Annotated in this window: 22 protein-coding genes and 1 pseudogene; 3 read left to right on the top strand and 20 right to left on the bottom strand. The window is 34.5% G+C overall.

Going from position 1 to position 21595, the window contains the following annotated elements:
• Positions 1-23 precede the first annotated feature (23 nt).
• On the top strand, positions 24-380 hold the full coding sequence (locus AC806_RS11665; protein ID WP_014123482.1) for a group II intron maturase-specific domain-containing protein: 357 nt from the start codon (positions 24-26) through the stop codon (positions 378-380).
• 150 nt (positions 381-530) lie between these two features.
• Here AC806_RS11665 and AC806_RS03825 read toward each other — a convergent pair whose 3' ends face one another.
• From AC806_RS03825 to AC806_RS03800, 6 genes and pseudogenes are all read right to left on the bottom strand, one after another.
• Positions 531-1265 carry a class I SAM-dependent methyltransferase gene (locus AC806_RS03825; protein ID WP_069028803.1) on the bottom strand — a complete coding sequence of 245 codons (735 nt, stop codon included), beginning with the start codon at positions 1263-1265 and terminating at the stop codon, positions 531-533.
• A 232-nt stretch (positions 1266-1497) separates the two neighbouring features.
• Positions 1498-1782 (bottom strand): MerR family transcriptional regulator, encoded by a 285-nt coding sequence (locus AC806_RS03820; protein ID WP_083207558.1) that lies wholly within the window; start codon positions 1780-1782, stop codon positions 1498-1500.
• An 87-nt stretch (positions 1783-1869) separates the two neighbouring features.
• On the bottom strand, positions 1870-2190 hold the full coding sequence (locus AC806_RS03815) for a carboxymuconolactone decarboxylase family protein (RefSeq protein ID WP_069028802.1): 321 nt from the start codon (positions 2188-2190) through the stop codon (positions 1870-1872).
• 53 nt (positions 2191-2243) lie between these two features.
• The gene (locus tag AC806_RS03810) at positions 2244-2645 is read right to left on the bottom strand and encodes a cupin domain-containing protein (RefSeq protein ID WP_069028801.1); all 402 of its coding nucleotides are present in this window, start codon (positions 2643-2645) and stop codon (positions 2244-2246) included.
• A gap of 3 nt (positions 2646-2648) precedes the next feature.
• Complete coding sequence (locus AC806_RS03805) at positions 2649-3167, bottom strand: flavodoxin (protein ID WP_069028800.1); 519 nt, start codon at positions 3165-3167, stop codon at positions 2649-2651.
• A gap of 92 nt (positions 3168-3259) precedes the next feature.
• Positions 3260-4143 (bottom strand): annotated as a pseudogene (locus AC806_RS03800) (LysR family transcriptional regulator).
• A gap of 220 nt (positions 4144-4363) precedes the next feature.
• Here AC806_RS03800 and AC806_RS03795 point away from each other — a divergent pair.
• Positions 4364-5101 carry a RibD family protein gene (locus AC806_RS03795; protein ID WP_069028799.1) on the top strand — a complete coding sequence of 246 codons (738 nt, stop codon included), beginning with the start codon at positions 4364-4366 and terminating at the stop codon, positions 5099-5101.
• A gap of 14 nt (positions 5102-5115) precedes the next feature.
• Here AC806_RS03795 and nth read toward each other — a convergent pair whose 3' ends face one another.
• The 5 genes from nth to AC806_RS03770 form a co-directional block, all read right to left on the bottom strand.
• A complete protein-coding gene (nth, locus tag AC806_RS03790; RefSeq protein WP_014124490.1) occupies positions 5116-5811 on the bottom strand; it encodes an endonuclease III in 696 nt (231 codons plus the stop codon).
• 263 nt (positions 5812-6074) lie between these two features.
• Positions 6075-8600: a heavy metal translocating P-type ATPase gene (locus tag AC806_RS03785; RefSeq protein WP_069028798.1), complete on the bottom strand. Its 2526-nt coding sequence runs from the start codon at positions 8598-8600 to the stop codon at positions 6075-6077.
• 62 nt (positions 8601-8662) lie between these two features.
• Entirely contained in the window at positions 8663-8878 is a 216-nt protein-coding gene (locus AC806_RS03780; RefSeq protein ID WP_231834367.1) for a heavy-metal-associated domain-containing protein, read from the bottom strand.
• Positions 8879-9235: 357 nt separating this feature from the next.
• A complete protein-coding gene (locus tag AC806_RS03775) occupies positions 9236-9697 on the bottom strand; it encodes a YbaK/EbsC family protein (RefSeq protein WP_014124487.1) in 462 nt (153 codons plus the stop codon).
• Positions 9698-10091: 394 nt separating this feature from the next.
• A complete protein-coding gene (locus AC806_RS03770) occupies positions 10092-10481 on the bottom strand; it encodes a GNAT family N-acetyltransferase (protein ID WP_069028797.1) in 390 nt (129 codons plus the stop codon).
• A 92-nt stretch (positions 10482-10573) separates the two neighbouring features.
• Here AC806_RS03770 and AC806_RS03765 point away from each other — a divergent pair, with 92 nt between their 5' ends.
• Positions 10574-11725: an MFS transporter gene (locus AC806_RS03765; protein WP_069028796.1), complete on the top strand. Its 1152-nt coding sequence runs from the start codon at positions 10574-10576 to the stop codon at positions 11723-11725.
• A 68-nt stretch (positions 11726-11793) separates the two neighbouring features.
• On the opposite strand, the gene AC806_RS03760 is transcribed toward AC806_RS03765, so the two are convergent.
• The 9 genes from AC806_RS03760 to AC806_RS03715 form a co-directional block, all read right to left on the bottom strand.
• Positions 11794-12594, bottom strand: coding sequence for a Cof-type HAD-IIB family hydrolase (locus AC806_RS03760; RefSeq protein ID WP_069028795.1), 801 nt, complete (start codon positions 12592-12594; stop codon positions 11794-11796).
• An 892-nt stretch (positions 12595-13486) separates the two neighbouring features.
• Positions 13487-14035 carry a GNAT family N-acetyltransferase gene (locus tag AC806_RS03750; RefSeq protein ID WP_014124483.1) on the bottom strand — a complete coding sequence of 183 codons (549 nt, stop codon included), beginning with the start codon at positions 14033-14035 and terminating at the stop codon, positions 13487-13489.
• A 191-nt stretch (positions 14036-14226) separates the two neighbouring features.
• A complete protein-coding gene (gene celB, locus AC806_RS03745; protein ID WP_069028794.1) occupies positions 14227-15585 on the bottom strand; it encodes a PTS cellobiose transporter subunit IIC in 1359 nt (452 codons plus the stop codon).
• Positions 15586-15602: 17 nt separating this feature from the next.
• A complete protein-coding gene (locus tag AC806_RS12015; protein ID WP_197492666.1) occupies positions 15603-15887 on the bottom strand; it encodes a hypothetical protein in 285 nt (94 codons plus the stop codon).
• Between the two features lie 232 nt (positions 15888-16119).
• A complete protein-coding gene (locus tag AC806_RS03735; protein ID WP_014124480.1) occupies positions 16120-16446 on the bottom strand; it encodes a PTS cellobiose transporter subunit IIA in 327 nt (108 codons plus the stop codon).
• A gap of 33 nt (positions 16447-16479) precedes the next feature.
• Positions 16480-16803 carry a PTS cellobiose transporter subunit IIB gene (locus tag AC806_RS03730; RefSeq protein ID WP_014124479.1) on the bottom strand — a complete coding sequence of 108 codons (324 nt, stop codon included), beginning with the start codon at positions 16801-16803 and terminating at the stop codon, positions 16480-16482.
• Between the two features lie 36 nt (positions 16804-16839).
• Positions 16840-18279 carry a 6-phospho-beta-glucosidase gene (locus AC806_RS03725; RefSeq protein ID WP_014124478.1) on the bottom strand — a complete coding sequence of 480 codons (1440 nt, stop codon included), beginning with the start codon at positions 18277-18279 and terminating at the stop codon, positions 16840-16842.
• A gap of 132 nt (positions 18280-18411) precedes the next feature.
• Positions 18412-20349: a BglG family transcription antiterminator gene (locus tag AC806_RS03720; protein ID WP_083207556.1), complete on the bottom strand. Its 1938-nt coding sequence runs from the start codon at positions 20347-20349 to the stop codon at positions 18412-18414.
• 320 nt (positions 20350-20669) lie between these two features.
• Positions 20670-21503, bottom strand: a complete 834-nt coding sequence (locus tag AC806_RS03715; protein ID WP_069028793.1) for a YitT family protein — start codon at positions 21501-21503, stop codon at positions 20670-20672.
• Positions 21504-21595 lie beyond the last annotated feature (92 nt).

Raw genomic sequence — 21595 nt, 5'->3', positions numbered from 1 at the left:
AGTTCAAAAGAACGCTGAAAAGATTGACGAACCGAAAAAGGGTGGGCACGCTAGATGAGATGATCAAAACCATCAATCAGTACACCCAAGGTTGGATTCAATACTATAAAGACGGAGAACTAAAAACTTTCCTAGCTAAACAGATGGAATACTTACGACATAGGTTGCGAGCCTTGATTTGGAAAAGATGGAAGAAAGTCGATACGAAATACCGCCAACTGAAGGCAAGAGGGGCCTCTCATAAAGAGGCCATGACGTATGCGAATAGCCGGAAACAGTATTGGCGAATTTCAAAATCAAAACTTCTAAATAGAATCTTCAGCAAAGAAAAGTTCAAACAATGGAAACTCAAGGATTTCATTGAAATCCTTGAGAAATAAAAGCTTAAATTATTGAACCGCCGTATACGGAACCGTACGTACGGTGGTGTGAGAGGTCGACTAATCAATTAATGGTTAGTCTCCTACTCGATTTAGACCGCTTATCCTATTTGGTATTGGCGCAACGGAGGCTATTTTAGATTAACTTTCTTAAAAATTTTTATGTGCAGCTAGAATTAACATCATTGGTCGCCGCAATTCTTCTTGCATATCTTGACTAGATGCCAACATTTCTTGTGTAGGTGTTAGTTCAATGACTTGATCAAGAACAAGGCCTTGATGCAAAATAGCTTGCACGTAAGTCATCATGGTTCGATGATACTTCGTCACAGTGAATCCCAAAAAATCAGTATTCCTTTCGCCTTCTGAAAAGTAACGGTCCACCGGCCAATGACTGATTTCGCCTTGCTTATCTAGCACCCACTGTTCACTACCTTGGGCCGTAAAAACAGGATGCTCCACACTCATGACAAAAACGCCTTCAGGTGCCAACTGCTTATAAACTTTTTCAATTAATCCCACATAATCAGCAATATAATGAATCGCTAAAGAACTAATGATTACATCAAAATTTTCCTCGAATTTATCGAAATCAAACATATCCATCACTTTGTACGCTATATTTTCATTTTCGGTCATAGATCGTGCTTGCTCGATCATTTTTTCTGAACTATCAACACCAATAACTTGTCTTGCTCCGTGGTCTGCCGCATATCGACAATGCCAGCCATAGCCGCAACCTAGATCTAATACCCTTTTTCCTGTAAAATCCGGTAAAATTTCTTTTAGTTCATGCCACTCACCAGCCGCATCAAGCCCATACTTGGAGCGATCCATATTGGCGTATGCATTGAAAAACTCTGGATTATCATAATTGGAGTTCATTTTCTCATCCCTTTTCTGTTAACACTGATTAAAAATAATTACTTGATGTTAAAATTACTATAACATATTTAGATACTTAATTTTATGTAATAAAACTTAAATCATTAATCCAGAAAATCGTCATAATAAGTAACAAAATAATCATATAAATCTTTACCTCGTGTTGTTTTAACTTCTTGACGATAAATCGAAATTTTTTTATCTAACATTGCTAAATTTTTCTGATAAATATTTAACTGTTCTTGTATCTTTTTTCGATGTAAAAGTAAAGTTGCATCAGTTCCTCTACTGGTGGATCTTCTAATTGTCTTAATTCAGTGTATTTTTTCATATCTTCTATTGACATTCCTGTTTCTTTCATATGAATTAAAAATTCAATCCATTTCTTATCTTCTTCTGAATAAATCCGATTTTTGCCTTGTCTTTCTGGTGTTACTAATCCCTCTTTCTCGTAAAAGCGAAGTCCGTGAACAGTCATTCCTACAATTTTTGCCAATTCGCCAATAGAATAACTCATTAAAGTCCCTCCTCCATCTATCCAAAGCTAAGTAAAAAGGCTCAAGAATTAGCTTCCTGAACCTTTAAAAATTAAATGATTTAACAATTAGGCATCTTCATCAAAAATTTCTTTAGCTAAGTTAAATGCCGACCAAGCTTTAGGCCAACCGGTATAAAAAGCTAAGTGAGTAATAACTTCCACAATTTCTTCTTTAGTGACGCCATTTTGTTTGGCCATATTTAAGTGCGCTTCTAATTGTGGAACCCCTTGTGTTAATAAACTGGCAACAGTGACTAAACTACGGTCGCGTGGAGATAGTTGTTCTTCTCTGTCCCATACTTCACCAAATAAAACGTCATCGTTTAATGCCGCAAATTGAGGTGCAAAATCACCTAAATTGTCGCGTCCTGCGGTTTGTTTTGCCATAAATAAGTTCCTCCTTTATTGTTTTCTAATGATGAATCTTTTTATTTTTCTAATTAATCATAAATTTCATCGGAAACAGGTTCTAGCCATTCTGGAGTTCCTGCTGTGATTGCAATATGTTCAAACCAACTATCTTTAGTTGCACCATGCCAATGTTTAATGCCATCGTGTGTGACAATCACGTCACCAGTTTGTAAGAATTGCGCTTGTTTGCCATCTTCTTGATACCAGCCTTCGCCACCAGTTACTAAAAGAATTTGATAACCGTCATGATGAATATGCCAGTTGTTTCTACAACCAGGTTCAAACGTCACATTGCCAACACCTACATTTACTTCAGGATCTGCTACCAAAGAATTCATATAGCTTTGCCCTACAAAATATTGCGCAAATGCATCATTTTTTTCACCACTTGAAAAGATGATACCGTCTTTTACTTCTTCATTTTTTGCCATTGTTTATTCCTCCAATTTATTATATTGAACAAGCCTATTTTTTACAGCTTCATCAGCCCTATAAACACGAGAGCCATGTACAGCAAGCCCGGTCATAATTTTTGCGTGAGGGCACAATGCTTTTAGTTCAAATAGACTATTGCCAAAAGCACTTCCCTCAAGAGTGCAAAAAGGAAAAATAGTTTTTCCTTTTGTATTATAATTTTCTAAAAAATGAACCACAATTTTAGGGAGCCCGCCACACCAATTAGAAAAACCTAGAAAAAGTATCTCCCTCTTTAAGGCTTTTTCTAGTCCATAAAATAAAGGCCTTAGTTGATCTCTCTTTTCATTTTCAGCTATTTCTACCATCTTATTATAAGATTTAGGATAGCTTGTGACAGCTTGCAGCTCTAATTGCTCACATGCAATGCTTTGACTGATTTTAGCGGCAACAACTTCTGTATTGCCTTTTGCAAGCTCTACCACTTTCCCATCGATTAAATTTTCATACTTTCTAGAAAAATAGATTACTTTGGGCAATACTTTCACCTCAAAAAACTGTAACTGACTTATTTCATAAGTTTATCTTACAGCTGAACTTTGGCTATGGCTATTGCTTTTTATGCAGAGGGCTATGCTTGAAAAGCTTGTAAAAATTTTTCTAGTAGTTTATTAACTGAAGGGGATAATATTGTATTTCTTTTCCAAACAAGCACACAATGAGTGCTTATCTCTGGAACAATAGGTAAAAATTTCACATTGCTCGTATTTCTATTAGCCATAGCACCTTCTATTGTTAAGGCGGACCCTACTCGGTTTTCTACTAATGAAAAAACATTAAAGATTAGATTATAGGTGCCTATAATGTTCAATTGTCTATCCTGCAAAGCTTCATGAGATTGAAACATTTTTTGTACATCCTCACGTAGAGAACAAAGGAGAGGAACGCCGACCAGCTCTTCTAAATAAATACTATCTTTACTTGCTAAATAAGACTGTTGTGATACCATCAATCCCCATTTTTCTTCTCTGGGTAAAACGAACTTATGATATTTATCAGTTGATATAGGCTCTAATAAAATCGCTAAATCTAATAAGCCTTTATCTAACCTATCTACAATAACATCACTGGTACCACTAAAGATCGAAAAAGTTACTTGTGGATGTTCTGACACAAATTCTTCTAATATAAGCGCTAGTGTATCTGAATTATCCGCTTCTACACAGCCAATACTTATGTGTCCACTGAGCCATTCTTCTTTACTATCGTTAAATTCTTTTTCTGTTTTATCGCTTAGATATAAAATATCTTCTGCTCTTTTTTCAAAAACAAACCTGATTCAGTCAGAAACATTTTACGATTTGTTCTTGTAAAAAGGTCTGTCCCTAAATTCTCTTCAAGTCCTTTGATTTGTCTACTTAAAGTTGGCTGTGTGATATGTAATGTCTGAGCAGCTTTTGCGATACTTTGTTCCTCAGCGACAACTAAAAAATATCTAAGTACTCTTAGCTCCATATAGTTTCCCTCCGACTTTGTTTCCCTTTACATTACAACTTATTTTACCTAAATAATGAAACAAAAAAGATAATAAAGCAATAAAAAAATTCCTTGTAGCTCCTATTTTCTGTTATTTTAAATTTGATTTGAAGCTAGGCATAGTTTGTTAATTGACATAGAGTGAAGTCTAGGTAGTACACTACAATTGAATTACTTTAAGAAAAGAGGAGATTTAGTTATGAATAGACCTTACGTTTTTTGTCACATGCAAGTTTCTCTGGATGGAAAAATTATCGGTAAATTTATGGATATTCCAGAAAGTAAAGGTTCTGGTGAGTTCTTTTATAATGTTGCTTTTGGAGAAAACGCTCATTACAAACATCAAGGTTGGTTATCCGGACGTACAACAACGGATGATAATTTCACCCACTATAAAAAACCTGAATTAGACGAACAAGCTCCTGAAGTACCTGCAGGAGACTTTGTCGCAGAACCAACTGGAAATAAATATTACATTTCGATTGATACCTCTGGAAAATTGGGATGGGCTAAAAATACTCTACAATACGGTGATACAACTGCTGAAGTTTTAGAAGTCTTAACGGAAAAAGTAAGCAATGCATATAAAGCTTTTCTAAGAGAAAAAAATATTTCTTATGTTATTGCTGGAAAAGATTCCTTAGATATGGAGTTACTATTACAAAAGTTAAATGATCTTTTCCAAATGGATCTCGTCATGTTGGGTGGCGGCGGTGTCTTAAATTGGTCCTTTATCCAAGCAGGCCTTTGCGACGAAGTTAGTGTTGTGATTGCTCCTGCAGCAGATGCTTCAGCTACTTCCCCATCTTTATTTGATACAAAAGAGGGCTTAACAGATGATACACCCGTTTCCTTTACATTGAAAAATGTAGAAACAAAAGAAGATAGTACAGTATGGCTGACTTATGATGTTAATAATAAAGAAACAAATAGCTAATGAAATTTCGACACTTAACCCTCTATTTCTGTAATCATCTTTTCAAGAGCACTTGCAGCAATTTCATTTTCAGGCATGTTTTCTTTGATACGCTCTATACACTCACTATGGTCATGCTTACGTGCGATACATTGATAACGCCCAAACAACAATATCGAGTGATGCGCTGGGTACCACATGTCTTCAGGGAGTTTATCTGACATCATCTGTTCCACTTTTTCTACCGAAGCATCTTGGGGAACGAAATGGAGTTTTCTTGTCACTCTTTTAATGTGAGTGTCCACCGCAAAAGCCGGGATATTAAAACCGTTTGTCAATACAACATTGGCCGTTTTTCTACCCACGCCAGGTAAAGTTGTTAACTCTTCCCGATTATCTGGAATTTGACCCTCAAATTTTTCCAATAACATCTGACTCATATTTTTTAAATATTTCGCTTTATTTTTGTACAACCCAATACTTCGAATATTTTCCTGAATATCTTCTAAAGACGCTACTGACATAGCTTCAGGTGTTGGAAATTTTTCAAACAGCTGAGGAGTTACTTTATTCACAGACACATCTGTTGTTTGTGCGCTTAATAAAACAGCGCATAACAATTGAAAATTGCTTTCATGATTTAAGTCTGTTCCTAATTTTGGATAGAGCTTGTTAATGGCTTGAGCAACTGTTGTCGTTTCTTTATTGGTTAATAAAACTTCTTCAGACACATGATCCTTCCCTTCTAACTTTTATATTTAAATCCTAGCCTTTTTTTGTGAACTCGTCAACTTTCTTCTTATTTTGAAGATTTAAATAATTTGCGGTTATTGATGTTAAAGATAAAGATTGAAAAGATTTCCTCCCTGTGTTTATAAAGATGGGGATTGTTTGAACTCATTTACTCCCTGTTATTATCCACTCTACTTAATAAAAAAGCTATCTAACAAGATAGAATGAGTCTTCTTGTCAGATAGCTTAAATGAGTTTACTTTTACGCAAGAGCTTTTTTTGCTGGGCTTGCTTCTTCTTTAGTTGTTTCAGTTTTAGCTGGTTTAAATCCTTTCAAACGCAGCGCATTTAGTAAAACGGAAACTGAACTTAGGCTCATTGCGGCACCTGCAAACATTGGATTTAGTAGCGGGCCACCAAATAAGTACAAAATACCCATGGCAATCGGAATACCAATCGTATTATAAGCAAAAGCCCAGAATAGATTTTGTTTGATATTTTTAATCGTAGCTCGGCTTAGTTCAACCGCTGTTGGTACATCCATTAAATCACTACGCATCAAGACAATATCAGCTGATTCAATTGCAACATCTGTACCAGAACCGATCGCGACCCCTACATTGGCTTGAGCTAAAGCAGGCGCGTCATTGATACCATCGCCGACCATAGCTACATGAAGCCCTTCATTTTGTAATTTTTCTACTTCATTAGCTTTGTCTTCAGGTAAAACTTCACTAAAGACACGATCGATTCCTACTTGTTTAGCAATTGCTTCTGCTGTCCGTTTGTTATCTCCGGTAATCATCGCTACTTGCAAGCCCATATGGTGCAACTTATCAATAGCGGCAATACTGTTTTCTTTAATCGTATCTGCTACAGCTACAATGCCTATCAACTGTCCACCAGCTGCAATAAACATCGGTGTTTTCCCTTCATTAGCTAAACGATCAGAAACTTCTTGCGCATCAAGGGTGTCGATATTATTTTCTGTAATTAATTTTTTATTTCCTAATAAAACCGTTTGTCCTTCAACGGCGACTTGAATGCCATGGCCTGGAATCGATTGGAAATCTTTAACTGTTTGTAAAGTTACGCCTCGGTCTTTGGCACTTTCAACAATTGCTTCTCCTAATGGATGTTCTGATCCTGTTTCCGCAGAAGCGGCTAATGTTAAAACAGCTTCTTCATCATAACCATTATAATTAATGATATCCGTTACTATTGGTTTACCTTCTGTAATGGTTCCTGTCTTATCAAAAACAATGGTTTGAACTTTTTGCGTACCTTCTAGTGCGTCACCGCTTTTGATCAATACACCATTTTCAGCACCTTTTCCAGTACCAACCATAATTGCCGTCGGTGTTGCCAATCCTAAAGCGCAAGGACAAGCGATAACCAAAACGGAAATCGTGATCGTCAAAGCAAAAACCCAAGATTCTTGCCCTAAAAGAAACCAAGCTAAGCCAGAAAGTACAGCGAGGGCGATCACGATAGGAACAAATACTCCGGAAACTTTATCTGCTAATTTAGCAATAGGGGCTTTAGAACCTTGCGCATCTTCTACTAACTTGATGATTTGTGATAGTGTTGTATCTTTTCCTACTTTAGTTGCTTTAAAATAGAAAGACCCATTTTTATTGATACTTGCGCCTACAACTTTATCACCAACTTGTTTTTCAATCGGGATACTTTCACCTGTGATCATTGATTCATCAACAGCAGAGCTACCATCAACTAACTCTCCATCGACTGGGATTTTATCGCCTGGGCGAACGACTACAATGTCATCTGTTACTACTTCATCGATGGAAATTTCGACTTCTTTATCATTACGAATAACACGAGCAGTCTTAGGCGCTAAACCCATCAATTTTTTAATCGCATCGGAAGTTTTCCCTTTAGAAACAGCTTCTAAATATTTTCCTAAAGTAATTAAAGTCAAAATAACTGCGGCTGATTCAAAATATAAATCAGGATGACCATGATGTACTTCCACACGTCCCATTACTAGAAGAGCAGTCATCACAATGCCTTGCAATAAAGCCGCTGTCGTTCCGATGGCAATGAGAGAGTCCATATTAGGATGCCCTTTAAAAAGTGATTTGAAACCTACAGTATAAAAAGAACGTCCTAAATAAATGACGGGTAAAGTTAAAGCTAGTTGTACTACCGCAAAGGTGACTGTATGTTGTACCGGATCTAGAAATTCAGGAATAGGCAAGCCCCCAAAAGGCAACATAGGACCCATAGCGATATACAAAAGTGGTAAAGCAAAAATAGCGGATCCTAAAAAACGTAGCCATAAATCTTTCATCTGTTTTTGTTTTTTATCTGCATCATCGCTACTTACTTTATCTGATTCCACAGCCGCTTGATAACCAGCATCTTGAACAGCTTTAATAATATCGCCTGCATTGATTGCATCTTCATCATAAGAAACATTCATTTTTTCTGTGGCTAAGTTAACAGCAACTTCTTGTACACCATCTACTTTTCCTACACTTTTTTCAATCGCTTGTACACAAGAAGCACAAGTCATTCCTTCAATATCAAAACTTTGTGAAGCAATATTTTTAAATGCTTTATAACCGGCACTTTCTACCGCTCCTTCAATATCACTACCTGCAACGACTGTCGAATCATAAGAAACATCCATCTTTTCAGTCGCTAAATTAACAGCTACCTCTTGTACGCCGTCAAGTTTCCCCACACTTTTTTCTACAGCTTGCACACAAGAAGCACAAGTCATCCCTTCGATATTATATGTGTCTTTTAACACCCTTTTCATCCTCCTTCAATAGCGGATGTATGTAAGAAAAGTTATGCTAATTTCTTACACAACAATGCTCACTACGCTTTTTCCGCTGTATAACCTGCTTGGCTCACTGCATTTACAATATCTGCAGATTGTACTTCATTTGTATCAAAAGTAACCGTTAATTTCTTTTCATCTGGATCGGCATTAGCGTTTTGAATGCCAGTCAGTTTATTCACTTCTTCTTCAATGCGCGCCTTACAATGAGCGCAAGACATATCTGGTACTGAATAAGTATTTGTATTCATCATTCATTCCTCCAAAAAATTTTATTTTTTATCGCATGTTTCCTCAATCTTAGCTGAATCATGATTCGTAAAATATTTTCGTTTACAATTGTAATTAATTTCTATATTCTCAATTTACCTTTTTTGTTTACAAATGTCAATAATAAAAACAAAATTTTTTTAACTTCCTAAAAAAAAGCGAGCATCCCTTAGCTTATACCAAGAGAATGCTCGAATAAATTTATTTAAAAACTTCACTAAACAGCTATACGTTCAGCATTTAAAGCATAAGAAGCATATTGCTTTGCTTTTTTTACAATTTGTTCATCTGTTTGATGCCCCACAACAAGTGATCACTTGTTGTCATCAGAGGCTCATTTTTTATTCACTATCTTTACTAGACAACAAATCAGCGATCACCGGATGAACTAAATCAAGCAAATCTTGCACCGCAATAACGACACTTTTATCCAGCTCACCTGCAGAAACAGTAATGCGTTCATAATTTTTTATTACTTCATCAAACAATATCGGATACTCCGGATGGTGCATATAAATTCCAATAGGTGTATTAGCACCATGCGGATAACCGGTTGTCTCCATCACATAATCCATCGGTGGAAGCCCTATTTTTCTATTTTTAGAAACAGCAGCAGTTTTTTTATAATCCAGACGAGCATCTAAAGGAACTAACGCAATCGTAGGACCGGTCTTATTTCCCTTAAGTACTAAGGTCTTAAAAATAGGTGTTTTACTTGTATCAATATTATCAGAAGAAAATTCATAGGATTGATAAGCAATATTCTGCTTATCTAAAAAAAGTTCTACTTCATTTTTAGACATTTCCATTCTCCTCATCTCTTTATTTAAACTAATAAACATGATATGAAATAACATTGATGAAATCAAATATAGTGAACTAGCGTCAATTTGAAGATCGTAATATTTTCTGACTATTGAAGAGAGAATTCGATTTTCTTTATCCATTATTTCGTTTTTGAATAAGCTTTTCCGATTTCTTTATTCATTATTCAGTAATTGAAGAATGAATTCGAATTTGTTTACTCAATTTTGCTTATAAAAACAAACTTTATGCTTTTTATTACTCATTTATATCATTATTGAAGAAGCTTTCCTTATTTCTTTATTCATTATTTAATTATTGGATAAGCTTTTTCAATTTCTTTACTCATTATTTAAACGATACAGCAAACATTTCCGCTGTTTAAACATTGACTCACTTTTTCCAAAACATTACAAATTCTTTTTCTCCAGTCTCCTCATCGACATTTACTTCTTTTGTCACAAAGTCTTCTCTTTGGTAAAAATCTATCGCTTTTTGATTTTTTTCGTAAGCTTCTAGAGTTAATTGATTCTTTTGCGTTTTAACATAATCAAGCAATTGTTTATCTATACCGCCAGATTGTTTTTTATGAGTAACAAAAAGTCCAGCGATATATTCGCCAGCCAAGCCAATAAATCCTACAATATTATCCTTACTATCTAGATACACATAAACTTCAGATTGCGGCAATGCTCTTTTCATCATACCAATCTGACTGTACCAATAACTTGCAGCAATAAAATCATGTGCTTTGACATTTTCTTCTTGTAATCCACGAATCATATTTTCTACTCCTTATTTTTTACTAGGACAAACGCCCTAAATATGGTATTTTAAAGTTAATATTAAAAGCATGAATGGAGGCAACATTACCTATGAAAAAAGGAAATGCTATTGAAATTATCGCCATTTTGTCACTATCTTTCATTCTGACATCGACCTATTCCGTCTCAGGTGTGGTTCCCACTTTGTTAGAAGCTTTTCCTTTTTATTCACGTTCTTCCATAGAATTTCTGGTCTCCATCCCTTCGATATCTATGATTGTAATGATCGCCTTAAGTCCACTACTTGCCAAATTCTTTAGTGAACGTAGCACCATCGTTTCTGGATTGCTCATCGCAGGTATCGCTGGCATTACGCCTTTTTTTACAACAAGCTTTTCTATGATCTTCATTTCTCGTCTGATCACGGGTATCGGCTTTGGCTTGATTAATACTTGCGCTATAAGTATGATTAGCGAACGTTTTACTGGAAAAAAACGAGCTCATTTATTAGGTTATCGCACCTCTATAGAAACCTTAGGACAAGCGATTTTGACATTGTTTGCTGGGCAACTATTGGTCTGGGGTTGGCAGCCTGCTTTTTTAATCTACAGTATAGCATTTCCTCTTCTAGCTTTATATCTTCTCTTTGTTCCTAATAAAGAAGTTAAGACACAAAATACATTCACAAAAGAAAAGCTTCATCTAGATCAGCTTTTACCAATCTTAACTAGTGCGCTTTTTGGCGGTTTATTGATTGCGACCAATACAGCCAACTCGCTAAGAATCCCTAGTTATATCGTGGAAAATAATTTAGCTTCTACGCTAACAGCCAACCGTGTGCTAAGTTTGTTTATGTTTGCTGGTTTTATGGGCGGTGCTTTTTTTGGTAAACTTTTCACGCTATTAAAAAAATACTTTTTAACTGTTCTACTGTTTGCTGGTGGTTTAGGTTTAATCTTTATTCCGCTAAGTACAAGTATTTATTTTATAGCCATTGGTGCTTTTCTTAGTGGGTTTACAATCACAAGTACTGTTTCTAGTATTTTTACTCGTTTACCAGAAAAAATACCATTAACGTTTTTGAATACTGCCAACGCTATGGTATTAATCGGTTGTAATTTAGGCGCTACAATAGCACCTCTTCTTTTAAATTGGATAGGAAAAATAAATGCTGGCTTAGATTTTCCTTTTATTATTTTTGCAATAATCTTTTTTATCATTTCTGCTGGAAGTTTTTGGCATGCTATAACTTATAAGCAGTAGCAAGCAGATTGTTCTATTGCGCAGCTAAATTTTTTAATCCGAGATGAACCAAGCCATTAAAGTAATCCTTATTCATAAAGATATGACTCTATCATCCTCAATACGCTGTCTTCATCATTTGAAGGCGCAGTATATTTTGCTGTTTTCAATACCTCTTTACTGCCGTTTTTCATAGCATAACTTTCATTCGCTAATGCCAGCATTTCTAAATCATTATTCCCATCACCAAAAGCCAGCAACTCGCTAGTATCAATCTGCCATTTGTCTAAAAGTTTTTGCACAGCCTCTCCTTTGTGTATCCCCGGTATAATCAAATCAACATCTCCATGCCCGCTATAAACAGCGACAACTTCATTTAAAAAATACCGATTAACGCAATTAATCAGTTCTTCAGTTTTTTCAGTAGAAACATTTAACGCAAACTTTACAAACTCGTCTTTCGGTAAAAATGAAAAAGAAGAGATCTCAGCAAGTTGGTAATAATATTTTTTTGCAAAAGATTTAAAAGTAGCCATCTCATTTTCTAGCATATAGGCTTGGGTGACACCACATAAAACAATCCCTACTTGAAAAGGCAAATCCAGTAAAAACTGCAAAATCCTATCCACCAAATTTGCTTTAAAAGCTACTTTTTGTATCAATTGATCCTGCTTAAAAACCAAAGCCCCATTTTCTGATACAAAAGTCATCTCTTGCTCTTTTTCAGGAAAAAAAGTCCGCAACTGCGCGTATTGATTGCCACTAGCAACTATAAATTGAATATTTTGTTGCTGTATTTCATTAAATATTTTTTCAAATCGCTCTCTATTATAATCATTGTTCGAATTTAAAAACGTCCCATCCATATCAACTGCAATTGCTTTAATCATTGGTTTCCTCCTAGATTTTTTAAAGAACTTGAAGTTTCCTTAGCGCAAATTCAATACCTTCTTTTTCATGATCAAGCGTCACCAAATCAGCTGCTTTTTTAGAACGATTTTTATTCACAATTGCCAGCGAAAAAGGACTGTCTCGGTAAAAGACAAAAAAGAAGAAATTTAGACAGTTAGCACTTAATAAAAAGTTACCACAGAAAGACCTTTTTCTTATATACCGAATTACAAAAGTCTAATGTAGATGTAGATACTGCTTTATCCTCAATGACATGGTTTCCATAAAATGAACATCGATTACTTAAGACAAAAAACCTGGAAAATTTCAAAAAATCTTCCAGGCTTTTTATCCCGAATAATATGATCTTAAATATTTCACTCTTTCATCTTTTTGACTTGATAAGAAATTGGGCGAAAGCTAGATAGGCCTATCACTATGACGGCTACTAACAAAAAGCTAGCAAAGCTCCAATTAAGAAATACCTTCAATAAAAGAAGAAAAAGTAGTATTAACCCCATCCCACCTACATAAAGCCAAAAACTTTTTTCTGATTTAAAATATTTCATTGAAGAACACCTACCCTTTTTTATACTAGCGTATCAAATAACTTTTATTCCTTGCAAATATATATTTAAAAAAGAAAAATAAATATTTGCAAGTTACCCGTTACTTATACGGTTTTGCTAGCACTAGTAGCCGCAATTTTTATGCGGGTAATTTCAAAAGACAGTAATCTTTTGAAAATCGCCGCCTTATTATTTTTAGGTTCTGCTATCGTACGAAGTATAATAGTCATTAAGCAAACTAAAAAGGAATAATCTAAAGTATCTTAATTAAAAAAGCATAGAAACCTCTATTATGTCAGGAGTTTCCGATGCCTTTTTTTTATTATACTGCATTTTCATTATCTCTATCAGAATAAGAACTGTCTTTAAAGAAGTAATCCGTCACTTTTTTATATTCTTCTATGGAAACGTCGGCATTATCAGAATGCAGCATTTCATATCTCACGCCGCCTTCTGTCATAATTTTACCACTACCGACAAAACCGTTTCTCAAATAAAATCTCTTCCGGCTTTTTCTTTGCTCGTTATTTTCCGCATCATCACGGATTTCTTCAACCAGTAAAATAATTTTATCATTAGCAAAATAATTTCTTATTGCTTTTATAGCTTCTCTGCCATAACCTTTAGATTGAATCATCGCGTCTATGGCAAAATAAAAGATATATACTAAGTTCTCATATCTTGTGTAATAAACAATGCCAACGAGTTGTGAATCGGAAAAAAGTCCTGAAAAACTAGCTTTTCCCAATTCAACATTATCTTTTAATATGCTAAATGGTAATTGTTCTTTTTCAGGAAAAGAGTTGAAATAGATTTTTTTCGCGTCATCAATTGATGTTGAATCATTCTTAAGTTCTCGAATCATTAACATAAACTACCCCCAATATTACAATTCATCTATTTTTTTAATACAACTATTTTCCATCATAAGAAACTTAACAAAAGAAAGTCAATAAAAAAATATTAAACAACCCGTTCTATAAAATCCCTTTAAAAACGGGTCATTTAATACATTTTAATTTTATTATTTTGAAAACTTAACCTATATTTAAAAAACCAAGTTTAGATAAGTGAATCCTCACCTGCTTCTTGTGCAAGTAGTTTTTGATCGTACATTTTGATAAATGGAAACCAGATAAGAAATGCGATAATAGCACAAAGTATAGATATAACTATGGACATATAGTCTCCACCTGTACTAATAAAAGCACCTGCTCCTATAGGGGTTGGCCAAGGCATCATGGCAATCACTGGTTGCATAAATTGTAATTCAACTGCCCAATAAGCCACTGATGCGGTAACCATTGGCGCTACAAAAAATGGAATAGCTAAAAACGGATTATATACAATAGGTAACCCAAAAACTAAAGGTTCATTAATATTAAAGAACCCAGGTACAATAGCCGCTTTCCCTAATACTTTTAATTGTTTAGATTTGGCTACAAATGCAAGATATATTACCAGTCCTAAAGTTGCTCCTGCACCTCCCATAATGATAAATGCATTATTAAGCTCCCCTGCAAATGGAATATTCGCACCATTTGCATTAGATTGTAAATTTGACATAAGAATCGGAAAAAGAAAGCCTTGGATAATAATATTTGAACCATGAATCCCTACAATCCAAAGAGCATGAACTAAGAAATAAATGACTAAAATACCTAACCAACTATTTGTCAAATTAACAACAAAGCCAAAAGGAAGAGCAATCAATTTAAAGATATCTGTTCCAAATGCAATTAAAATACCGTTAATCAATAAGACTGAAATAGCAACAACAAAAGCTGGTATTAAAGCCGTAAAAGCATTAGCTACGCCCGACGGTACTGCTTCTGGCATTTTTATAACTAAGTTTCTTTTTACACAAAATCTATAGAGCTGAACAGCTAGTATAGCCATAATAATTGCTGAAAAAATTCCTGATGAACCTAAACGGCTAATGCCATCTTCAACCATTTCCCAGCCGTGAATAATCGTTGCATCTTCATTATTTTGGTTGACTAAAGACATTTCCCCATTTTGAAAAACTAATTGAGGAACTGTCATAAACAAAGCAAACATAGCTAGTAAAGCACCATTTACTGGGCTCATATTCAACTCATCTTCATCTGCATATATCCTTGTATATTCATAACCAACGACAATACCAAAGTATAATGCTAACAATCCCATAGTCGTTTTATTTGCTAACATATATAAATCACTAATTCTAAAAAAAGTATTATTGAAAAATCCTTCCAAGAAGGTAAATGTTTCGGGTAATACATTAAAAACGAGGAACATAGACCCAACAATAACAAACGGTATACTTGCCATCCCAGCAGCCATTACAGAACGAACAATACGCCATTGTGCAACTTTACTCATAGGTCCTAATAAGTACTTTTCTAAGGTATCAAGTGCCTTATTTCCTGATTCCATATAAATTCTCCTTTCGATTATACATGAATAATTTCTTCATATTTTTTAATACGCTGGTAATGTTTATCCTCATTATATTGAATTTGATGTAAACGATAGAGAATGATACTACTAAGTAAAATGCCTATTGCTAAAATACTTACAATTAGCACTTGGGACTTCGCTTGATTTACAAGAAAAGGATATAATTGAGAAAAAACTGGAGAAAAAAGGCTTAGAAACACCAAGAATACATTGGTTGTAAGCAAGGTCATAAAACAATATTTTGTATAAATTGCTCGATTTGTATGCTTGCTTATCATTTTCACCTGTTCAGCAACACTACTTAATAGACAAAGTATCAATATTGAAGGAATAAAAGATAGAATTGAACGACTCATTAATAAGGAAATTAACCAATATATATTGATAAAGAAAAATAACGCTACAACATACCTGACAAGTAAATACCGATTAAAGTACATCGATTTTATGCTAAAATTTTTCTTATTTTTCTCTATTTGCTTCTTTTCCTCTTTCTTCATAAGATAATTTTCACTCACTTTCATTTTGGATGTTTTTATATAAATGTAACATCTCCAAAGCAACTTCCCTTAGTGTCACTGTCGTCATTAAGTGGTCTTGTGCATGTACCATAATAATGTCTATATTGACATCTTCGCCTGAAGTGTACTTTTGCATAAGTGAAGTTTGTGATTGATGAGCCGCCGTTAATTCGTTATTGGCTTCGTCTAATTTTTCTTCAGCCTTATCGAATTCTTTATTTCTCATCAAGCCAAATCCTTCGTGTATTAGCGTTCTTGAATTACCACTATGTAAAATAATGGTAAAGGCGACATTTTGAATTTCATCTTGATCCATCCAATTAGCTCCTTTGCTTAAAACATTTTATTTTTACGATTCAGGTAACTCTTGCAAAATTAAATTCGATAATTTTTCAATTCCCATAGGGACAGGCACATATGCTTGAGGGGGAATATTTATTACTTTCTTGCCTGATCGTTCACCTGTTTTTTTAAGTTGTTCATAATACATCTTGGTTTGAGGGCTAACTAAATATAAATCATACTTTCCTTTTTCAATCATATTTCTTCCTTCATTTGTAGAGGTGGCTTCCACTTGAATATCATTACCTTTTTCTTTTAAGTATTCGGTCGTCTTCTTGGCTAATACAGAAGAAGACATACCTCCTTGACAAATAATTAATATATTTTTCATCTTTTTTCCTCCTTTATTTAATTTCACGATTTTTATTTATAGATCTTCACCACTTGACTTGATAACTTCTTTATACCAATAAAAAGAGTCTTTACGCTTGCGATCTAAGGTCCCTTTTCCTTCATTATCTTTATCCACATAGATAAAGCCGTACCGTTTTTCCATTTCTCCTGTTCCTGCGCTAACGATATCAATCACACCCCACGGCGTATACCCTATTAAATCTACGCCATCGGTAGCTACCGCCTTGATCATCTCTTCAATGTGTTTTTTCAGATACGTGACACGATAAGGATCATGGATACTTCCATCTTCCTCTACTTTATCGTAAGCACCTAAGCCATTTTCCACGATAAATAGTGGTAAATTATAACGTTGGTGAAGAACATTAAGAATATAGCGTAGACCAATGGTATCAATCGGCCAACCCCAATCACTGCTTTCAATATAAGGGTTATCTACCATTTTGGCATCAGGATATTCCGGCACAGAATCTTGTCCTGTTACATCTGGTAATGTGCTTACAGTTCCTGACATATAATAACTAAAACCGATATAATCCACTGTGCCTTCTTTTAAGGTCTGCAAGTCTTCATCAGTATATTCGATGTTATAGCCTTTTCTTTCCCATTCTTTCAAGGTATAAGCAGGAATTTCTCCGCGAGCGTGAACATCATTATAAAAGAAACGGCGATTCATCACTTTGACAGAAGCCATCATATCGTTAGGATTACATGAATAAGGGTATATTGGCACATAAGCCATCATACAACCGATTTCAAAATCAGGATTGATTTCATGGCCCAACTTCACCACTTTAGCGCTTGCGATAAGTTCATTAAGCCCAGCTTGAAAAATGACTTCCTCATCATTTTCTTCTTCATTGACTAAAATCGCCGAATTGGTCCATGTTTGAAAGGGTTCTTGTCCATCTGCCTGATTATTGATTTCATTAAAAGTCATCCAGTATTTCACCTTATCTTTATAACGATTCATCACCACTTCAGCATAATGAACGAAAAAGTCAATCAGCTCCTTATTTCTAAATCCACCGTATTCTTTAGCTAAATGATAGGGAATTTCAAAATGTGATAGCGTGATTACTGGCTGAATACCCGCTTCTAATAATTCATCAAATAAATCATCATAAAACTGCAATCCTTCTTCATTGGGTTCTTTTTCATCACCATTAGGAAAAATACGAGACCAAGCGATGGAAGTGCGAAAAGCTTTTAACCCCATCTCTTTTAATAGTGCAACATCTTCTTTATAGCGATGATAAAAATCAATAGCTTCGTGATTTGGATAGTTCTCACCTTCAATGACACCATCAGTAATTCTTCGACGCACCTTATTTGTACCTGCTGTCATAACATCAGCCGTGCTAATTCCTTTGCCACCTTCTTGCCAACCGCCTTCAATTTGATGTGCAGCGACCGCGCCACCCCACAAAAAATTTTTAGGTAATTTAGCCATTTATATCTTACCCCTTTCTTTTGTTGATTACATTTTTATAATAGTTTATAACCGCTTTCATTTGTAGAGAATATTTTTCCGTTGGCAACAGAAAAACGCTGGACATAAAAAAAGACGCCATATCGCGCCTTTTTAAACTTTCTTGAGCGTATTTTTTAAAGCTTCATAAGTATCACATTGCAGTACTTTTTGGATTAGCGGACGGTTGTCTAATAGTTTCATTAAAACATCATACATAGGTTTGGACTCTTCCATCTGATTTTGCTCACTGATATTAAGCAAACAGACAAATTGAACTAATTTATCACCCCACTGAATCGGATGTTTTAAAGTAACAACCGACCAGAAAGTTTCCTCTACTTGCGGGTCCATAGGATGAGGTATAGCAACTAAATTACCAAAACTTGTGGTAGAATATCTTTCCCGTTCTAGTACCGAATCGACAAAATCATTATTCACTAAACCTGCCTTTTGCAATTCTTTACCTAAAAACTGAATCACTTCTTCTTTAGAAGAGAAATCCTTTTGTAAATAAGTAAATTCTTTTAGCATATACTTTTCGATAATTGTAATATCAAGGCTCACTAATTTTTCTATTTTATTGACATCTTGCCTTCCTAAAAGCGTACTTACCTGAATAACTGGAACAGGCAATTTATCAAAAATAGGAATCGTACTAATGACTAAGTCTAAAGAATCAAAATCTTGGTTTTTTAAATTATAATATTCAGTTGTACCTAAGATATTCAACTCATCGTAAAAACGATCTTGTAATTTCAGTAAAAGCAATTGCGCAGTTCCTAAACCAGAGGCACAAACAATCAAACATCGTTTCTTACTTTTTTGATTTTGTTTTTGTCTTTCTAAGGCAGCTTCAAAATGAAGTGCAATATAGCCAATTTCATTTTCATCAATGGTGATTCCTAAACTTTCTTTTATAACTTCCGCCGCAATGGTTAAAGCTGCTTCATAAGAAAAAAGATATTTATTTTTTATTTCTTCTAATAAGGGATTTCTTAAATTCATCTGATGCTTATAGCGGTTAATCGCCGGCTCAAGATGAAGGCTCAAACTCAACATTAGTTCATTGTCTTGAAAAAGATTTAGTGAATATACATTATCCATTCTGCGCAAAATTTCTTTAGTCAACTGTTGAATATCATTTTCCAAATAGTTTTCTATTTCATTCATCTCTGAATTAGAATGCATTTTCTTTGTTCCTTGTAAATGAATGGCCAAGTAAACAACCTCATTTTTAGGAAAAGAGACGTCTAACTTTTGTTCTATATCTTCTACGATTGCTTTTGCTACTGTATATTCTTTTTTCTTAGTAATCTCTCCGAGCTCTTCTTGAAAAATCTCAACCATTTCCCTTTCGCGAATTCGCTTACAAGCGATGGCGATATGAGTTATTAAATTATTCAAACTAATATCGGTAATCACAATACTATATTTTCTTAAATTTGTTAGTATACTATCACGAATCCATTCAATCTCATTTTGGGGTAATATCTCAATCAATTCTGTGATTTGGTCACTTAAATCAGACTTATGATTAAAAACATATTCAGAAATACAAAAGCGAATATCCATCTCGTTTCCAGTAATTTTAATCCCGTAATTAGGTTTTTGTTCTAAAGATAAATGATACTTTTTTACAATTTTTCGAATATCGTTGATATCACTTTGTAAAGTCGAACGACTGACAAATAATTCGTCTGCAAGGTCGTCTATTTTCAAATATGAAGTCTGTAATAACAATTTTTCCATTAAAAATTGCATACGAGCTTCAGGCTCAGTCGGTATCACTTGATCATTTTTATCTGTATCTTTTCTTAGAAAATGTTTAAACTGCTCTTCATCAAAAATACGAAGTAAATAACCTTTTCCTCTATAGGAGTCAATTATTGCCGTTTTGTCACTTAGTAGCTTATTTAATTCTTTCATCTCTTTTTGAACCGTTTTTGAACTCAACTGAAGGTTTGTTGCAATTTCGCCACTAGTTTGTAGTTCATCGGTTGATAGTAATAACTGTAAAATTTGCTGCATACGAGCATTCAAAATACCCATTGGTTAAAACTACCCTCCTTTAACATATGTTGATTTCTAAACATTAGTATAGGGGAGTTGTTTTAAAAAAACAACGCTAATATTCATATTGTTAAAGTTCAAGTTAACAATAAATAGATTGAAAGCGTAAGAAAATGTTTTTAGAAAATGTGCTACTTATAGGAAAGTTAATAATATAAGATTCTTAAACTAATAAAATTACCTCTTAATACTATGCTATTTCACTTTAGCTAGTTACCTTTTAAAAAATAAGCTAGCATCTCTTACATATTTATAGAAAATGCTAGCATATTAATATATTTATTTAGCCACATGCATCATTATAGAATTCGCGGCAGCTCTTCGCCTTTAACACTATGCACATCGTCCACTACCACAAAGGCGTTTTTATCAATATTTGATATCAACGGGAAAATATTAGCTACTTGTTTATCAGAACAAATCAAATAGATCATTTCTCGAGATTGTTTATGGTAATAACCTGTTGAATTAATAAGCGTAATCCCTTGTTTTAAAGTGTTTGATAGTGCTCCGGTAACTTCCTCTGTTTTGTTTGTAATAATAGTGACTGATTTTTTAGCACCAAAGAAAGAGCGTAATTTATTTAAAAACATGGCACAAGTATATAATTCAACGACGGTTAATAACATATTTTCAAAGCCGATGATAAAGCCTGAAGGAATAGCCACTGCTAAATCAAAAATCAACATGGCATTTCCTCGCTTCATCCCTAAATAACGATTGCCAATTTCGCCTAAAACCGTACTGCCAGCGATCGTACCTCCAGCATTAAAAATCAAAAATAGACCAAATCCCATGAGCAATCCCGCTACTGTTGCAGGGATAATCGTCTGATCCGTAGTATAATCTAAAAAATTAGGCAAACGTAAAAAAACGGAAATCCATATAACCGCCCAAAGAGAATTAAAAATAATTTTTTTATCCAATAAGCGATAACCTAATAAAAGCAACAGAGCATTAAGCACTATATTTGATATATCAGGAGGAATTCCTAACGCATAATAGCCGATGGCAGCTAAACCCACCACGCCACCGTCCCCAATTTCATGCGGAAGTAGGAACCAATTCACAGCAATACCGTACATAAAGGCTCCTATTACCATCATCAATAAGTTTTTCATGCGCAAATTCATTTCACCAACTCCTTTAAAAAAGATAGACGCTTCAGTCTAACATAAAAGGAGAAGACTTTTAACCAAGAGCGGTTAGCACTTCTTGCTACTAT

It is taken from the genome of Tetragenococcus halophilus, assembly GCF_001712815.1.
GTDB lineage: Bacteria > Bacillota > Bacilli > Lactobacillales > Enterococcaceae > Tetragenococcus > Tetragenococcus halophilus.
This window is presented reverse-complemented; position numbering and strand designations above follow the sequence as displayed.

What these genes read in the sequence shown, in the direction of transcription:
- AC806_RS03825 (WP_069028803.1), bottom strand. Translation starts at nt 1,265, where the DNA reads ATGAACTCCAATTATGATAATCCAGAGTTTTTCAATGCATACGCCAAT.
- AC806_RS03820 (WP_083207558.1), bottom strand. Translation starts at nt 1,782, where the DNA reads ATGAGTTATTCTATTGGCGAATTGGCAAAAATTGTAGGAATGACTGTT.
- AC806_RS03815 (WP_069028802.1), bottom strand. Translation starts at nt 2,190, where the DNA reads ATGGCAAAACAAACCGCAGGACGCGACAATTTAGGTGATTTTGCACCT.
- AC806_RS03810 (WP_069028801.1), bottom strand. Translation starts at nt 2,645, where the DNA reads ATGGCAAAAAATGAAGAAGTAAAAGACGGTATCATCTTTTCAAGTGGT.
- AC806_RS03795 (WP_069028799.1), top strand. Translation starts at nt 4,364, where the DNA reads ATGAATAGACCTTACGTTTTTTGTCACATGCAAGTTTCTCTGGATGGA.
- AC806_RS03785 (WP_069028798.1), bottom strand. Translation starts at nt 8,600, where the DNA reads ATGAAAAGGGTGTTAAAAGACACATATAATATCGAAGGGATGACTTGT.
- AC806_RS03780 (WP_231834367.1), bottom strand. Translation starts at nt 8,878, where the DNA reads ATGATGAATACAAATACTTATTCAGTACCAGATATGTCTTGCGCTCAT.
- AC806_RS03775 (WP_014124487.1), bottom strand. Translation starts at nt 9,697, where the DNA reads ATGTCTAAAAATGAAGTAGAACTTTTTTTAGATAAGCAGAATATTGCT.
- AC806_RS03770 (WP_069028797.1), bottom strand. Translation starts at nt 10,481, where the DNA reads ATGATTCGTGGATTACAAGAAGAAAATGTCAAAGCACATGATTTTATT.
- AC806_RS03765 (WP_069028796.1), top strand. Translation starts at nt 10,574, where the DNA reads ATGAAAAAAGGAAATGCTATTGAAATTATCGCCATTTTGTCACTATCT.
- AC806_RS03760 (WP_069028795.1), bottom strand. Translation starts at nt 12,594, where the DNA reads ATGATTAAAGCAATTGCAGTTGATATGGATGGGACGTTTTTAAATTCG.
- AC806_RS03750 (WP_014124483.1), bottom strand. Translation starts at nt 14,035, where the DNA reads ATGTTAATGATTCGAGAACTTAAGAATGATTCAACATCAATTGATGAC.
- celB (WP_069028794.1), bottom strand. Translation starts at nt 15,585, where the DNA reads ATGGAATCAGGAAATAAGGCACTTGATACCTTAGAAAAGTACTTATTA.
- AC806_RS12015 (WP_197492666.1), bottom strand. Translation starts at nt 15,887, where the DNA reads ATGATAAGCAAGCATACAAATCGAGCAATTTATACAAAATATTGTTTT.
- AC806_RS03735 (WP_014124480.1), bottom strand. Translation starts at nt 16,446, where the DNA reads ATGGATCAAGATGAAATTCAAAATGTCGCCTTTACCATTATTTTACAT.
- AC806_RS03730 (WP_014124479.1), bottom strand. Translation starts at nt 16,803, where the DNA reads ATGAAAAATATATTAATTATTTGTCAAGGAGGTATGTCTTCTTCTGTA.
- AC806_RS03725 (WP_014124478.1), bottom strand. Translation starts at nt 18,279, where the DNA reads ATGGCTAAATTACCTAAAAATTTTTTGTGGGGTGGCGCGGTCGCTGCA.
- AC806_RS03720 (WP_083207556.1), bottom strand. Translation starts at nt 20,349, where the DNA reads ATGGGTATTTTGAATGCTCGTATGCAGCAAATTTTACAGTTATTACTA.
- AC806_RS03715 (WP_069028793.1), bottom strand. Translation starts at nt 21,503, where the DNA reads ATGAATTTGCGCATGAAAAACTTATTGATGATGGTAATAGGAGCCTTT.